Origin of the sequence: Flavobacterium chryseum (genome assembly GCF_004362015.1) — a bacterium.
Taxonomy (GTDB): domain Bacteria; phylum Bacteroidota; class Bacteroidia; order Flavobacteriales; family Flavobacteriaceae; genus Flavobacterium.
This window is the reverse complement of sequence record NZ_SNWW01000001.1, coordinates 232,129-247,768: the sequence shown is the minus strand read 5'-3', so window position 1 is coordinate 247,768 and position 15,640 is coordinate 232,129. Positions and strand designations below refer to the sequence as shown.

Sequence of the window (15,640 nt, the reverse complement as noted above, 5' to 3'; positions counted from 1 at the left end):
TCGCTCGGTCTGACAAAAATGGGATAAACTTAGATCTGTAAAATAAAATCCGCGTTTCCTTCTTTGTACTCTTTGCGGTTAAAAATAATTAGTCTTATTTTTGCCTCATGATAAAATGGATAACAAAACTGTTTTCATCAACACAAAAAGAAGAGAACATAGACAATATGAAACCGGAGGTTCACGAACACCCAAAAAACAATATAGAAAGCGTGAGTAAAAAATATTTAATCGTAGGACTCGGTAATATTGGTGCTGAATACGTAAACACAAGACATAATATAGGCTTTAAGGTTTTAGACTTCTTAGCCAAAAAAGAAAGCCTTTCTTTTGAAACTGTAAAACTCGGTGCTTTGGCAGAATATAAATTTAAAGGAAGAACCTTTTTTCTGCTTAAACCAAACACTTACATGAATTTAAGCGGTAAGGCCGTAAAATATTGGATGGATAAGGAAAACATTCCATTAGAGAATATTTTGGTTATTACAGATGATTTAAACCTTTCATTCGGAACCATCAGAATCAAACCAAAAGGAAGCGATGGTGGTCATAACGGACTTAAAAACATCAACCTGGTTCTCAATACGCAAGAATATACACGTTTTAGATTTGGTATAAGTGACCAGTTTAAAAAAGGGCAGCAAGTTGATTATGTATTAGGCGATTGGGATGAAGAAGAAAAAGCCAAATTACCGGAGCGTTTAGAAGTTGCTTCTGAAATTATCAAGACATTTGGAACAGCCGGATTAGAAAACACAATGACAAGTTTTAATGGAAAATAAAGATTTGCAAGTATTTAAGTCTTTAAAAATTAAATTATCAATTAATTAAATTCAATTATAACGAAATAGTATTTTCTATTCCAAAGTTAAATGTTTAAATTTGGGATAAATTATTATAAACCATAAAATCATAATATCATGGCTTTTGAATTACCACAATTACCTTATGCATATGATGCATTAGAACCACATATTGATGCACGTACAATGGAAATTCACCATTCAAAACATCATAATGCCTACACAACAAATCTTAATGCTGCAATTGCAGGAACAGATTTAGAGGGAAAAACAATCGAAAACATCTTAATAAACTTAGATAAATCTAACGGTGCAGTTCGTAACAACGGTGGAGGTTTTTACAACCACAATTTATTTTGGACTGTAATGAGCCCAGACGGTGGCGGATTACCAACAGGTGATTTGTTAACTGCAATTGAGTCTTCTTTTGGAACTTTTGAAGAGTTTAAAGCAAAATTTGCTAAAGCTGGTGCAACACAATTCGGTTCAGGATGGGCTTGGTTAACAGTACAAAAAGGCGGTAAACTAGAAGTTGTAGGTACTCCAAATCAGGATAATCCATTAATGCCAGAAGTTGCGGGTAATGGTGGAACTCCAATCTTAGGAATGGATGTCTGGGAGCATGCTTACTATTTAAACTACCAAAACAGAAGACCGGATTATATTGAAGCTTTCTTTAATGTAATCAACTGGACAGAAGTTGCAAGAAGATACGCTTTAGATAAATAAGATAAAATAGAATAAAGAACAAAAGAAAAGACGGATGACCTAAAGTTATCCGTCTTTTTTATTTATAATATTTTTCCTTTTTGTGTTATCTTTAAATGTAATTCAATTCTCTGGATTCTTTTTTCTGTACACACTTTTTAAAAAATAAAAAAGGCGGAATTTCTTCCACCCTTTTTGCCCCAAATCTACCATGTACTTAACCTACTAATGTAATGGTTTAGTAAATCTATGATAGATAAATTGTTTTCCCAAATATTTTAGATTAAGTGCAAATATATTCGATGAAATACGTAATTTCTTACTTTGACCTGTTTTTGACTTTATTCCAATAAAAAAGGTGGAATTTCTTCCACCCTTTTTGCCCCAAATCTACCATATACTTAACCTACTAATGTTATGGTATAGTAAAGCTATGATAGTTATATCTTACCGCCAAATATTCTAGACAAACTGCAAATATATTCGACGAAATGCGTAATTTCTTACTTTGAAATAATCCTTGACTTTATTCCAATAAAAAAGGTGGAATTTCTTCCACCCTTTTTGCCCCAAATCTACCATAAACTTAACCTACTAATGTTATGGTGATCCAAAAGTATCGTAGCTATTCGATTTTGCCAAACATATAAGACGAACGGCAAAAAAAACCGATTAACTGCACTATTTAACCTTTTGTTAGCATTTTTTTAATATGCCCTTGCATCTTTTCCTTCATAGAAATTCATGAATGCTCTGTTTACAACACGATTTCCGCCTGGTGTAGGATAGTCACCTGTAAAATACCAGTCACCAAGATTTTTAGGACAAGCAATATGTAAATCTTCTACTTTTTGAAAGATAATCTTCACTTCTGCATTAATTTCCGGAGAACTTAACATTTCGGCAATTTTAGCTGAAATTTCTTCCGGAGTAAATTGATCGTAAATTGCAGTTACGTAGTTTACAACATCTGTATCAACATAATTTTCCTGAGCTTTACATTTAGCATAAACTTCATCAACAATATGATATAAGTTTCTTTCTTTTAATAAAGCAAGAGCTGCTCTAAAAGCAACAAGTCCTTCCAGTTTCGCCATATCGATTCCGTAACAATCAGGATAACGAATTTGAGGAGCAGAAGAAACAATTACGATACGTTTTGGATTTAAACGATCCATCATTTTTATGATACTCATTTTTAATGTTGTACCACGAACAATACTATCGTCAATAATAACCAAATTATCAGTTGGCTTAATTACTCCGTAAGTTACATCATAAACGTGAGCAACTAAATCGTCACGGCTGCTGTCTTCGGTAATAAAGGTTCTAAGTTTAGCATCTTTAATAGCAACTTTCTCTGTACGAATTTTTACAGCTAGTAATTCCTGTAATGTTTCTGCAGTAAGTGTATTTCTGTTGGCTAATATATAATTGTTTTTTCTTTGATTCAGGAAATCCTGAGCTGCTTCAACTAAACCGTAAAATGAAGTTTCGGCAGTATTTGGTATGTAAGAGAAAACAGTATTGTCTGTATCGCTGTCAATAGATTCAAGAACGGCAGGCAAAATTAGTTTTCCTAAGTTTTTACGTTCCTGGTAAATTTCAGCATCACTTCCTCTTGAGAAATAAATTCTTTCAAATGAACAAGCTTTTTTTACGGTTGGCTCTAAGATTTGTTCCATAGAAACTTTTCCGTTTTTCTTGATGATTAATGCATTTCCGGGATCGATTTCCTGAACACTTTCAAAAGGTACATTAAATACAGTTTGAATAACCGGACGTTCAGAAGCTACAACAACTACTTCATCATCCTGATAATAATAGGCTGGACGAATTCCGGCTGGATCTCTAAAAACAAAAGCATCACCATGACCTAATAATCCGGCCATTGCATAACCTCCATCTAAATTTTTTGCAGAACGGGCTAATATTTTTGCAATATCCAATCGGTCTGCAATAATAGGAGAAGCTTCTCTTTTAGAATAACCTTCAGCTTTGCAATCCTGGTAAAGCTGCATTACTTCTTTATCCAAAAAGTGACCAATTTTTTCCATTACTGTTACCGTATCCGCCATTTCTTTTGGATGTTGTCCAAGCTCAACAAGATTTTCAAAAAGTTCTTTAACATTTGTCATATTAAAGTTTCCGGCCAAAATTAAATTACGGTGCATCCAGTTACTCTGACGTAAAAAAGGATGTACACTTTCGATGCTGTTTTTTCCGAAAGTTCCGTAACGAACGTGTCCTAAAAATAATTCTCCTATATAAGGTATGTTAGCTTTTTGTTTTGCGACATCATTTGCATATTCAGGATTTGCAGTCATTTCTTCATTGATACGATCATTGATTTGTGCAAAAACATCCTGAATAGGTTGTGCGTGGTTCGAACGGACTCTGCTAATGTAGCGTTGTCCAGGTTCTACATCAAGTTTGATGCTGGCAAAACCTGCGCCATCCTGACCACGGTTGTGTTGCTTTTCCATCATCAGATACATTTTTTGTATTCCGTAAAAAGCAGTTCCGTATTTTTCTTTGTAATATTCAAGCGGTTTAAGAAGTCTAACCAGGGCTATACCACATTCGTGTTTTAAAGCGTCGCTCATTGTGTTTTGTATTTTTGTGTTGTTGTAAGTTGTGTGTATTAACGTAATAAAAAAAGCCCCGTGTTATCGAGGCTTTCGGGCATTATATTTCTATGTCGAACTGAGTTAACGATTTAAATTGTTGTAATCGAATCGCTACTTCTGCTTTGCTTAATGTTTCCATCCTTTCGGTTCCAAATTTCTCCACACAAAATGAAGCTAAATTCGAACCGTAGATAATTGCGTTTTTCATGTTTCCAAACGAAATGTTTTCACTTTGTGCAATGAATCCGGAAAAACCACCTGCAAAAGTGTCTCCGGCTCCTGTTGGGTCAAAAACATCTTCTAATGGTAAAGCCGGTGCAAAGAATACTTCTCTGTTATGGAATAAAAGTGCGCCGTGTTCTCCTTTTTTGATCACCACATATTTTGGTCCCATGTCCTGGATTTTGGCAGCAGCTCTTACTAATGAATATTCTCCTGAAAGTTGTCTTGCTTCTTCATCATTAACAGTTATAACGTCTACACGTTTAATAACGTCTAGTAATTCCGGAAGAGCACAATCCATCCAAAAGTTCATTGTGTCTAAAACAATCAATTTTGGTTTTTTCTCTAATTGATCTAAAACACTGCTTTGTACTAAAGGATGTAAGTTTCCTAACATCACGATATCAGCATCTTTAAAATTTTGAGGAACTTTTGGTTGAAAATCAGCCAAAACATTTAATTCTGTAACTAAAGTATCTCTTGAGTTTAAATCATTATGGTATAAACCGCTCCAAAAAAACGTTTTACCGCCTTTTACAATTTCGATACCAGAAATATCAATATTTTTTGAAGTTAAAAGATCTAAATGTTCTTGAGGAAAATCGTCGCCAACTACAGAAACAATGGCCGATTGTAAGTTGAAAAATGATGCTGATAAACCAATGTACGTTGCAGCACCACCTAATATTTTATCTGTTTTTCCGAAAGGAGTTTCGATCGCGTCGAAAGCAACCGTTCCAACAATCAATAATTTATTCATTTTATGAATTTCGAATTAGGGTGCAAAGATACTCCATAAGTTACAATATTGCAACGGTTTAGGTTCTCAAAATTTTCATAAAAAAACAATATCGTTTGCGGAGCTAAAAGTATTGTATATGAGGGAATTATATTTGACAGATTGAAGAGCTTAAAATATGATTTTTGGATTTAAAAAGCAATATAATTTTTGAAAAATGCTTTAAAGATTTTATTTAAGTTTTCTAACAAAAGAGGTTTTTCAAAAGCAATTTAATTAAAAGTATCTTCAAAGTTTTGGAAATAATTTGAAGATACATTCGCTACTAACCCAATTTTTCAAATCCGTTAGTAGCTGTTAGCGATGGGGCTCTTTTTTTACTTATGATTCTTTACTTTATCTATGTTTTTAACCCAATTGATTGCATATTTCATAGGCTCATCAGAGTCTGAAAATGATGTATTGTGGCCCAAGTTTGGAAACAATTTATATTCATAATGTTTTCCTTTGGATTTAACTTTATTAAGATATTCGATTGATAGATTCACAGGTACTTGAATATCTTTGCCTCCAAAAATCCATAGTCCAGAAATTGATAATCTAGCAAGAACATCTTTTGGATCAGTGTCAATAAACTCATATCTATCTGCGTCATTGAATACATGTTTTCTTGCATCTTCTTCTGAGTGCGTATCCCAAAAATTTCGATCTCCATCTGTGTAAAATTGGAATCTCAATTGTTCTTTAACTGTTATCAAAGCTCCGCTAAATATTGTCATAAATTTGACTTTCTTATTTTTCTCCGCAGCCAATGGAATTATCCATCCAGCTTGACTAGCGCCCATTAAACCTAGTGGTATTTGATCATTTGATAAATATTTAGATAAAGTATTTATAGCAGCACTCGCATCTAAAGACAAAAGATTTAGATTTGAGAAATCAACATTGTTAGTTCCTACTTCAGGACCGGCATATACACCAGCTGATTCTCCGACTCCACGTTTATCATACGTTAAAACTGCAATACCATTGTTGGCTAGGATTGTAGCAAAGTTTATCATTCTTTTTTCTTTTCCAGATCCATGAACAAGCACAACGGCTGCCTGTATCTTTTTTGGTGTAAAAACAGTTCCGGTGAGTGAAACTTCTTCACTAATAAATTTTATTTCCTTACTAGTAAAGTTTGGTGGAATTGCTGATACGTAACTAATGACAAAAAACAACAACATTAAGAGAGAATACGGGGATATTTTTCTTGCTCTTAGAATGCTTTTAAAAATTGCCCGTTTATTTTTCATTTTTTTAAAATTAATCAAATCATGCGTATGTGTCATTACCGCTTTTGTTAGTTTAAGATCTCGACAACTCGTACCTCTTATCAAAATAATTTTTCAAAACGCCTATCTGAACTAAAACCATAAAAGGAACGATCAAAACAGCATATAAGATGTTTTTAGAAAAATGAATTCCTGAAAAAGCGGTTGAAATTTTATCAGAATATAATTTTCCTATTTCGTCGATTTTGAAATTGTTTTCTGATACTGAGAAAAGAGATGCATAAATTACTATAGCAGCTAAAGCCAATCCTAGGAAAATCCAGACCGGTTTAGAAATTAAAGGTTTATATGTTTTACGTTTTTTCTCCTCTAAAATAAGAACCTGAGCCATTATTTTTGAAGTAAAATCTATCGATGGTGACTGCAGTTTTTCTTCAGCCATCATTTTATCAATAAGTTGCTCTATATTTTTATCGTTCTCTTTCATAGCATTCTATTATTTCTGGTTCTAACTGCTTTCTCAAAATTAAGGCTAATTTCTGCCTGCTTCTAAATAATTTTACTTTCGCATTATTTGCCGAAATGTTCATGATTTTTCCAATTTCCTCTAAATTCTGATCTTCAAAATAAAATAAAGTTAAAAGGAAATTTTCGTCACTGGGTAATAAATTTAAACATTTTTGAATGGTTTGTTTTCGTTCTTTATCTTCCAAAGCACTCAATGCATTGTCCATTGTTTTGATTAAATGTGCCGAAAATTCATCAATTGAAATATTCAAATCTTCTTTTTTGTTTTTCTTTAACCGGTCCAGACAAGTATTATAAGCGATTTTGTAAATCCAGGTTGAGAATTTAGAATCACCTTTAAATTTTGGGAGGGAATTATAAATCTTTATAAATGTATCTTGCGAAACTTCTTCGGCTTCTTCCCGGTTTTTAACCATTTTGAGCGACAACGTAAAAATCATATCCTTATAACGATCAACCAGCACGGCAAACGAATTAGTATCGCCCTGCAGGATTTTATCGATATAATGTTGATCACTTATTGTACTCATATTATATAGGACGACAGAACATAATTTTTGGTTACACAAATTCCAAAAATTTTAAATTCCAAATTTCAATTGTTGAATTTGCCACAACAGAACTTTGTCAATTTGCGACATTATGATTTCAAAATTAACTGATAATCAACAAGTTTTGGATTTTTGAATTTAAAATTTAAAATTTATTTTAAAAAAGTTGTAACCTGAATTTAAAAAGCCTCGTCATATGAAGTATCAATCAATTAAAAACAAAATATTATGTTAGCAGGAATTTTAGTACCACTGAGTTTTTTTCTAATGATCTTCGGGATTGTTTACCTTATTTATTCAACAAGAAACAGGGAGCGCCTGGCACTTATAGAAAAAGGCATTGACGCCAGTATTTTTTTTCAAGGCAAAGAGAAAGGTGTTGCAATCTGGAAAATCATTGTTGTTAATTTGGCCTTTTTATTAATAGGCTGTGGCGTGGGAATATTTCTTGCGTTATTAATAACAACCTACACCTCTCTAGAGGACAATGCAGTTTATCCTTCTATCATTTTTATAATGGCAGGAATTGGGCTTTTGACAGGATTTAAAACTGCAAAAGACTTAGATAAAGAATAAGGAAGATTTTAAGTTAGTAATTCGAATAACGCATTGAAAAACATTTTTTTCGATGCGTTATTTTTTTATTCTTTAGAAGCTACGGTTTCATAATAAACATCTACAGAAAGTTTGGGTTGCATTGATGCCATAACCGCCAGTTCATCGCAACGTTCATTTTGTGGATGATTGTTATGTCCTTTAATCCATTTAAAATCGACTTGATGTTTACGATATACAATTAAAAAGCGTTTCCATAAATCAGGATTTTTTTTGCCGGTATATCCTTTTTTCTCCCAGCCAAAAACCCATTTTTTTACAACAGAATCGACAACATATTTAGAATCGGAAATAACCAAAACTTTCATATTCGGGTTTTTTAATTTCTCCAAACCAACAATTACAGCTAAAAGCTCCATTCTATTATTGGTTGTAAGACGAAAACCTTCGTAAAATTCTTTTTTGTGTGGCGTTCCTACCAATTCCATTACTACGCCATAACCGCCGTTTCCCGGATTTCCCTTTGCTGCGCCGTCAGTATATATATGTACTTCGTGATTCATTTTTTTTAGACTTCTTAGATATTAGATTTTAGACTTCTTAGATTATTGGATTTTAGACTTCTTAAATTTTTATAATAATCGAAATAAATCTTGAGAGATTTAGATGAGAAGTCTAAGAAGTCTAACGATCTAAACAATTTATTGTTCTAAGATAGTCTGAATAATTTCCGGAAAATGTTTTTGTTCTAATTCGTGAATCTTTTCGGCTACGGTTTCTGGAGTATCATCATCAGTTAATGCTATATTTTGTTGAAATATGATCCCGCCTTCGTCGTAATTTTCATTTACATAATGAATCGAGATTCCGGTTTCTTTTTCCTTATTATTTATTATCGCTCTGTGTATGTGCATTCCATACATTCCTTTTCCTCCGTAATTAGGTAAAAGTGCAGGATGAATGTTGATTATTTTGTTTGGATATTGCTCGATTATGTTTTCAGGAAATTTCAATAAGAAACCAGCCAATACGATTAGATCCGGGTCGATTTCTTGTATTTTTTGTAAGACATTTCGATCCAAAAGTTCGTTTTTTGAGAATATTTCGACCGGAATTTGATGATTTTTGGCTCTTTCGATAACTTTTGCCGAAGCATTATTGGTAAAAACCGAAACAACATTTGCAATTTTTGATGCTGCAAAATATTTAATAATGTTTTCTGCATTAGTTCCTGATCCTGAGGCAAAAACAATAATTTTTTTCATAATAGGGATTATTTTCAGAATGCAAAAAACGGAATAAAAATCGAAAATAAATAGTATTAAAAGGGCTTTCTTGAAATTAATTTTATAAATTAGTATCACATTTATAAACTAAATAGTTGTTTTAAAATAAAGTTTTTTATTTTTGCCAACAAATTAAATTCTAAAATTAAAGATTATGTCAGACATTGCATCAAGAGTAAAAGCGATTATCGTAGACAAATTAGGTGTTGACGAAAACGAAGTTGTAACAGAAGCAAGCTTCACTAATGATTTAGGAGCTGACTCATTAGACACTGTTGAGCTTATTATGGAATTCGAAAAAGAATTTGATATCCAAATTCCAGACGATCAAGCAGAAAACATTGCTACTGTTGGTCAAGCTATTTCTTATATCGAAGAAGCTAAAAAATAATAATACTACACCCGATTTCTAAAAATCCCAATTTTTGAAATTCCAAATTCCAATTGGAATTTGACTTTTGACTTTTGAAATTTGTAAAAATCGGGTGTTATTATTTTTTTAAAATTTTAAATTTCGATTGGTTTTCAATCAAAAAGATATATTTATATTGTAATACCCATAGCTCTTAAGTACACAAAACAGTTAAGAAAGCGTGGGTTTTATTTGTTTAAAGTACAAAATACATATTTATGACGTTAAAGCGAGTTGTTGTAACAGGATTAGGTGCTCTTACTCCTATCGGGAATAATATCCAGGATTATTGGGAGGCACTTGTGAATGGGGTAAGCGGAGCCGCTCCTATCACGTATTATGATACAGAGAAGCATAAAACGAAATTTGCCTGTGAAGTAAAAAACTTCAATATTGAAGAATACATGGATCGCAAAGAATCTCGAAGATTAGATAAATTCGCTCAATATGCTGTTGCTGCAAGTGATGAAGCTATTAAAGATGCCGGACTTACTAATGATAATATCGACAAAACAAGAGTTGGTGTTATTTGGGGAGCAGGAATTGGAGGTTTAGAAACTTTTCAGGAAGAAGTAATTTACTACGCTAAAGGTGACGGAACTCCAAAATTCAATCCGTTTTTTATTCCTAAAATGATTGCCGATATTGCACCAGCACACATCTCGATGCGTAATGGTTATATGGGTCCAAATTATACTACCGTTTCTGCATGTGCATCTTCTGCAAATGCATTAATTGATGCCTTCAACTACATTCGTTTAGGAATGTGTGATGTCATCATATCAGGCGGATCAGAAGCTGCTATTACCATTGCAGGTATGGGAGGTTTTAATTCTATGCACGCTTTATCTACAAGAAATGAAAGTCCGGAAACAGCTTCAAGACCTTTTGACGGAACCAGAGATGGTTTTGTTTTAGGAGAAGGAGCAGGAGCTTTGGTTCTTGAAGAATACGAACATGCAAAAGCCAGAGGCGCAAAAATTTATTGCGAAGTTGGCGGAGGCGGAATGTCATCTGATGCTTACCACTTAACAGCACCACATCCGGAAGGAATTGGAGTTATTGCAGTAATGAAAAACACATTGAGAGATGCAGGAATGAGTCCGGAAGATGTTGATCATATCAATACACACGGAACTTCTACTCCATTAGGAGATGTAGCTGAATTAAAAGCAATTAGCGCAGTTTTTGGCGAACACGCAAAAAACATCAACATCAACTCGACAAAATCAATGACAGGACATTTACTTGGTGCTGCGGGAGCGATTGAAGCTATTGCTTCTATCCTTTCAATGCAACATGGTATTGTTCCTCCAACGATTAATCATACTGTAGTTGACGAAAATATAGATCCGGCATTAAATCTTACCTTAAACAAACCTCAAAAAAGAGAGGTAAATGTTGCTATGAGTAACACTTTTGGTTTTGGTGGACACAATGCTTGTGTATTGTTTAAAAAATTAGTTGACTAGTTTTGTCTATGAATATTATCAAAAAAATATTTTCAAAATCCCGTTCTCAAGAAGACGGGATTTTTTTTGACACTATTCAGAAAATACTTGGTTTTCAGCCAGTTTCGATTGAATTTTATAAGAAAGCTTTTACGCATCGCTCTTCAAATAAATTAGACGAATCAGGAAATCCAATTAATTATGAAAGACTTGAATTTTTAGGAGATGCCATGTTGAGTGCTGTAATTGCAGCACATTTGTTTGACAAAGCACCAAATGGCGATGAAGGTTATTTAACCAAAATGCGCTCTAAAATTGTTAGTCGCGAACATTTAAATGAATTAGGTAAAGACTTAAACCTGGTTCGTTTTGTAGAAAGTAAAGTACCCGTTCAGCATTTTGGAGAAAATATTCATGGTAATATTTTTGAATCACTTGTTGGTGCTATTTATTTAGACAGAGGGTATCCTTTTTGTGAAAAATTCATTCAAAAAAGAGTTATTACGCCTTATGTTGATATAGCACGACTGGAAGGAAAAGTAATTAGTTATAAAAGTCTTGTTATCGAATGGTGCCAGAAAGAAAAAAGAATCTTTCATTATGACATTTTTGAGGATAACGGAATTGACGGCCAACGCTTATTTGGCGTTAAATTAAGTATAGACGATAAAGTAATTGCAAGAGCAAGAGCAACTTCAAAAAAGAAAGCAGAAGAAAAAGCATCGCAAAGAGCTTATTTTGCCTTTCAGGAGAAAATAGATAAGAAATAACTACAATATTATTGTAATTTGCTCCAGACTATAACGTTTTCGTTTATAAATTAACAAAAACATCCACATCTTAACTATTGATGCTCCAATAGAAATAGTATATTTACACCTAGATTTTTCATGATATGGCAATTCATAGATTGGATTTAGACGAATTTGACGAAATTGATTATTATTTAATGGCAATTCATACTTCATTAGAAGATTACAGATTGGCCTATTTTATCAATAAAAATCTTCCGATAAACTTAAGTAAGAGCAAAAACGAGATCCATGCTCAAACTAAGGAAGGCGAGGCAAATTTTTCGAGATTTTATTATTATGATGCCGAAAAAGCAGTTTCATGGAATTTGATTCAGAATAAAAATGAGATCATTTCAGCGAGTAAGAATGATTTTCAAGATTTGTTTTCCAATGAGACAAGTGAGGTTTCAACAACAATTCATTTACTTCCTGAATTCAAAAAAGTAGATTTTTTCCTGAAAATAGACAATAGCGAAGAGGCTCTTGATTTTTCAGAAATTCAGCAACAATTAAACACAATAGAAAGTATTGCGGCTATTTATGCTGTAGATACCAATAAAATAAAATCAAAAAACAATCTAATTTTTTAAAAAAAATGCTAAAAACAAACAAAAAAACCAAAATTGTAGCTACACTTGGACCTGCATGTAGTACGAGAGAGATTATCAAGGATATGATCGAGGCAGGGGTTAATGTGTTTAGAGTCAATTTTTCGCATGCTGATTACGAAGGAGTAAAAGATAAAATTAATATTATTAGAGGCTTAAACGAAGAGTTTGGTTATACAACTGCAATCCTTGGAGATTTACAGGGACCAAAACTTAGAGTTGGTGTAATGGAAGAAGGAACAGTAGTAAATGATGGTGATGTTATCACTTTTACAACTGCTGAAGATATTATCGGGACAGCTTCTAAAGTTTTCATGAAATATCAAAACTTTCCAAATGATGTTAATCCGGGTGAGCGTATTTTGCTTGACGATGGTAAACTTATTTTTGAAATCCTTACGACTGATAAAAAAACAGAAGTTACAGCGGTAGTAATTCAAGGTGGAGAATTAAAATCTAAAAAAGGAGTTAATCTTCCAAACACTAAAATTTCTTTACCGGCTTTAACTGAAAAAGATATTGCAGATGCAATTTTCGCAATCGAGCAAAAAGTAGACTGGATCGCACTTTCGTTTGTAAAAACGCCTCGTGATTTACAAGATTTGCAAGAATTAATCGCAAAACATTCAGAATATAAAATTCCGATTATTGCTAAAATTGAAATGCCGGAAGCTCTTGTAAATATCGATAAAATTATAGCCTATTGCGACGGATTAATGGTTGCTCGTGGAGATTTAGGAGTTGAACTTCCTGCACACGAAGTACCTTTAGTTCAAAAAGATTTGATCCGCAGAGCTAAAATAGCAAGAATTCCTGTTATCGTTGCGACTCAAATGATGGAGACAATGATTACAAGTTTAACGCCAACAAGAGCAGAAGTAAACGACGTTGCAAACTCTGTAATGGACGGAGCTGATGCGGTTATGTTGTCTGGAGAAACAGCTACAGGAAATTATCCGGTACAGGTAATTCAGAAAATGACTCAAATTTGTGAGGCTGTTGAAGATTCACCACTTATTCAGGTTCCGCAAAACACACCACAAATTAAAACCAAACGTTTTGTTACTAAAACAGTTTGTCATCAGGCAGCTTTATTGGCAAATGAAATTAAAGCGAAAGCAATTTGTACTTTAACAAATAGTGGATATACAGCTTTTCAAATTTCTGCCTGGAGACCTTCAGCGCATATTTTAGTATTTACTTCAAACAAAAGAATCTTAACACAATTGAATTTATTATGGGGAGTAAGATCTTATTTCTATGATAAAGACGAAAGTACGGATGATACTGTAACTGACGTTAACGAAATTGCAAGAGAAAAAGGATTTGTTGTAAAAGGTGATTACTTAATTAACCTTGCAGCAATGCCAATTAAAGATAAAGGAATGGTAAATACCATGAGAGTTTCTGAAATAGAATAATCTCTAATAATACATCATAAAAAAAGCCATCAGAATTATTTTTGATGGCTTTTTTGCGTAATAGATTTTATGAATAAATTTTCAAAAGGCTTACGAATTATTTCGTAAGCCTTTTTTTATTAAATTATTTTAATCCCAAAAATAAAAATCTCACATTAGTTTTTCTGCTAAAGCTATTTTTCGTGTTTCATTTTATAAAATGGAACATCCTCAAGCTCCATTATTACAATGGGAACCTTCTTTATTGGTTAATTTTGAGGCACTTAAAATTTTTTTAAGAAATTTCTTGTTTCAAATACCATTTTAAAAAAATAAAGTGGAGACAAATTAAAGCATAAAATTTTATCTCAATCAGATAAACAGTCTACTAGTTTTTGAATTAATAAATACCACTATACACAGAAAAATCATTAACAAATTTACTACCATGAAACAAATAAAACTCAAAATCAGATTTGGAAATACGATAGTGCTATTTGCATTATTGGGCTTAACAATGGGGATGACGGCACAGACGAAAAAACCCAATATATTAATAATTTGGGGTGACGATATTGGGACAACAAATGTTAGTGCCTATAGTGATGGATTAATGGGATATACAACTCCAAATATCGATCGGGTAGGAAATGAAGGAATTCGTTTTTTACATTATTATGCAGAGCAAAGCTGTACGGCAGGACGCGCCGCCTTAATTACGGGACAACACGGAATTAGAACCGGTTTGACTAAAGTTGGTTTTCCCGGAGCACCAATGGGAAATATACACATGGAGACAGTGAATATATTGACGGAATGATCGAACATGATATTACTGTTGGTGAACTTTTGAAAGCATTAGATGATTTAGGAATTGCAGATAATACATTAGTTGTTTATTCTACAGATAATGGTCCTCACATGAATACATGGCCTGATGGTGGAATGACTTCTTTTCGTTCAGAAAAAAACACCAATTGGGAAGGTGCTTTCAGAGTTCCTTGTATGGTGCGCTGGCCGGGCGTAATCAAACCAGGCCAGATTACTACTGAAATGATGAGCCATAATGATTGTTCCCACTTTAGTTTCAATAGCAGGAGAGCCGGATATTAAAAACAAACTGCTGACAGGTTACAAAGCCAACGGAAATACTTATAAAGTGCACTTAGACGGTTACGATCAATCTGCATTCTTAAAAGGTACAACGCCTAAAAGCGCAAGAACTGATTTTTACTATTCTGATGATGACGGCTTACTTGTAGGTATGCGTCAGGGAGATTACAAATATGTTTTTGCAGAGCAACGTAAAGAGGGAACAATGGGATTGTGGGCAGAACCTTTTACAAAACTGCGTCTTCAAAAAATATTTAATTTATATCAGGATCCTTACGAAAGAGCTGATTTTACCTCTAATACCTATTGGGATTGGATGATGAATCATGTACCAACCGTTTACGGAATGAATGTAGCAGTTATGAAATTTGCAGAAACTTTTAAGGCATATCCACCTCGCTCAATTCCTCCAACTTTTTCTCCTGTAACCATTATGGAAGAAGCATTAGAACAAATCAAACTAGAAAAAGCGATGGATGCGCATAGTGCTGCGAAGAAAAAATAAATAAATTACAGTGGAGCTTGAATTTCCCATAGATCAAGCTCCATTAAATTAAAAATCA

Annotated in this window: 18 protein-coding genes; 11 read left to right on the top strand and 7 right to left on the bottom strand. The window is 33.2% G+C overall.

Annotated elements, in window-relative coordinates; all coding sequences use genetic code 11:
- Nucleotides 1–107: 107 nt before the first annotated feature.
- On the top strand, nt 108–782 hold the full coding sequence (gene pth, locus EV143_RS01020; protein ID WP_133506117.1) for an aminoacyl-tRNA hydrolase: 675 nt from the start codon (nt 108–110) through the stop codon (nt 780–782).
- A gap of 138 nt (nt 783–920) precedes the next feature.
- Nucleotides 921–1,532: a superoxide dismutase gene (locus EV143_RS01015; RefSeq protein ID WP_133506116.1), complete on the top strand. Its 612-nt coding sequence runs from the start codon at nt 921–923 to the stop codon at nt 1,530–1,532.
- Nucleotides 1,533–2,218: 686 nt separating this feature from the next.
- Here EV143_RS01015 and EV143_RS01010 read toward each other — a convergent pair.
- From EV143_RS01010 to EV143_RS00990, 5 genes are all read right to left on the bottom strand, one after another.
- Nucleotides 2,219–4,117, bottom strand: coding sequence for an amidophosphoribosyltransferase (locus EV143_RS01010; RefSeq protein ID WP_133506114.1), 1,899 nt, complete (start codon nt 4,115–4,117; stop codon nt 2,219–2,221).
- Between the two features lie 82 nt (nt 4,118–4,199).
- Nucleotides 4,200–5,123 carry a PfkB family carbohydrate kinase gene (locus EV143_RS01005; protein ID WP_133506112.1) on the bottom strand — a complete coding sequence of 308 codons (924 nt, stop codon included), beginning with the start codon at nt 5,121–5,123 and terminating at the stop codon, nt 4,200–4,202.
- Between the two features lie 356 nt (nt 5,124–5,479).
- Complete coding sequence (locus EV143_RS01000; RefSeq protein WP_243739772.1) at nt 5,480–6,436, bottom strand: alpha/beta hydrolase family protein; 957 nt, start codon at nt 6,434–6,436, stop codon at nt 5,480–5,482.
- A 16-nt stretch (nt 6,437–6,452) separates the two neighbouring features.
- Nucleotides 6,453–6,866: a hypothetical protein gene (locus EV143_RS00995; RefSeq protein WP_133506110.1), complete on the bottom strand. Its 414-nt coding sequence runs from the start codon at nt 6,864–6,866 to the stop codon at nt 6,453–6,455.
- Nucleotides 6,850–7,437 (bottom strand): RNA polymerase sigma factor, encoded by a 588-nt coding sequence (locus tag EV143_RS00990; protein WP_133506108.1) that lies wholly within the window; start codon nt 7,435–7,437, stop codon nt 6,850–6,852. Before EV143_RS00990 ends, EV143_RS00995 begins: the two co-directional genes overlap by 17 nt.
- Before the next feature lie 249 nt (nt 7,438–7,686).
- Here EV143_RS00990 and EV143_RS00985 point away from each other — a divergent pair, with 249 nt between their 5' ends.
- Nucleotides 7,687–8,034: a DUF6249 domain-containing protein gene (locus EV143_RS00985; protein WP_133506106.1), complete on the top strand. Its 348-nt coding sequence runs from the start codon at nt 7,687–7,689 to the stop codon at nt 8,032–8,034.
- 65 nt (nt 8,035–8,099) lie between these two features.
- Here the strand turns inward: EV143_RS00985 and rnhA are convergent, their stop codons facing one another.
- Together rnhA and purN are read right to left on the bottom strand one after the other, a co-directional pair.
- On the bottom strand, nt 8,100–8,576 hold the full coding sequence (gene rnhA, locus EV143_RS00980) for a ribonuclease HI (RefSeq protein ID WP_133506104.1): 477 nt from the start codon (nt 8,574–8,576) through the stop codon (nt 8,100–8,102).
- A gap of 138 nt (nt 8,577–8,714) precedes the next feature.
- The gene (purN, locus tag EV143_RS00975) at nt 8,715–9,278 is read right to left on the bottom strand and encodes a phosphoribosylglycinamide formyltransferase (RefSeq protein WP_133506102.1); all 564 of its coding nucleotides are present in this window, start codon (nt 9,276–9,278) and stop codon (nt 8,715–8,717) included.
- A 175-nt stretch (nt 9,279–9,453) separates the two neighbouring features.
- On the opposite strand from purN, the gene EV143_RS00970 reads away from it, so the two are divergent.
- The 8 genes from EV143_RS00970 to EV143_RS21695 all read left to right on the top strand — a co-directional run bounded on the left by EV143_RS00970 (nt 9,454) and on the right by EV143_RS21695 (nt 15,582).
- A complete protein-coding gene (locus EV143_RS00970) occupies nt 9,454–9,690 on the top strand; it encodes an acyl carrier protein (protein ID WP_007137004.1) in 237 nt (78 codons plus the stop codon).
- A 239-nt stretch (nt 9,691–9,929) separates the two neighbouring features.
- The gene (fabF, locus tag EV143_RS00965) at nt 9,930–11,183 is read left to right on the top strand and encodes a beta-ketoacyl-ACP synthase II (RefSeq protein WP_133506100.1); all 1,254 of its coding nucleotides are present in this window, start codon (nt 9,930–9,932) and stop codon (nt 11,181–11,183) included.
- A gap of 8 nt (nt 11,184–11,191) precedes the next feature.
- Nucleotides 11,192–11,932 carry a ribonuclease III gene (rnc, locus tag EV143_RS00960; RefSeq protein WP_133506098.1) on the top strand — a complete coding sequence of 247 codons (741 nt, stop codon included), beginning with the start codon at nt 11,192–11,194 and terminating at the stop codon, nt 11,930–11,932.
- Nucleotides 11,933–12,057: 125 nt separating this feature from the next.
- Entirely contained in the window at nt 12,058–12,546 is a 489-nt protein-coding gene (locus EV143_RS00955; RefSeq protein WP_133506096.1) for an IPExxxVDY family protein, read from the top strand.
- Nucleotides 12,547–12,551: 5 nt separating this feature from the next.
- On the top strand, nt 12,552–13,985 hold the full coding sequence (gene pyk / locus EV143_RS00950) for a pyruvate kinase (RefSeq protein WP_133506094.1): 1,434 nt from the start codon (nt 12,552–12,554) through the stop codon (nt 13,983–13,985).
- Between the two features lie 427 nt (nt 13,986–14,412).
- The gene (locus tag EV143_RS21705; protein ID WP_243739771.1) at nt 14,413–14,784 is read left to right on the top strand and encodes a sulfatase-like hydrolase/transferase; all 372 of its coding nucleotides are present in this window, start codon (nt 14,413–14,415) and stop codon (nt 14,782–14,784) included.
- A complete protein-coding gene (locus tag EV143_RS21700) occupies nt 14,781–15,077 on the top strand; it encodes a sulfatase-like hydrolase/transferase (RefSeq protein WP_243739770.1) in 297 nt (98 codons plus the stop codon). Before EV143_RS21705 ends, EV143_RS21700 begins: the two co-directional genes overlap by 4 nt.
- The gene (locus tag EV143_RS21695; protein ID WP_243739769.1) at nt 15,031–15,582 is read left to right on the top strand and encodes an alkaline phosphatase family protein; all 552 of its coding nucleotides are present in this window, start codon (nt 15,031–15,033) and stop codon (nt 15,580–15,582) included. The genes EV143_RS21700 and EV143_RS21695 overlap by 47 nt, the downstream gene beginning before the upstream one ends.
- Nucleotides 15,583–15,640: the final 58 nt, after the last annotated feature.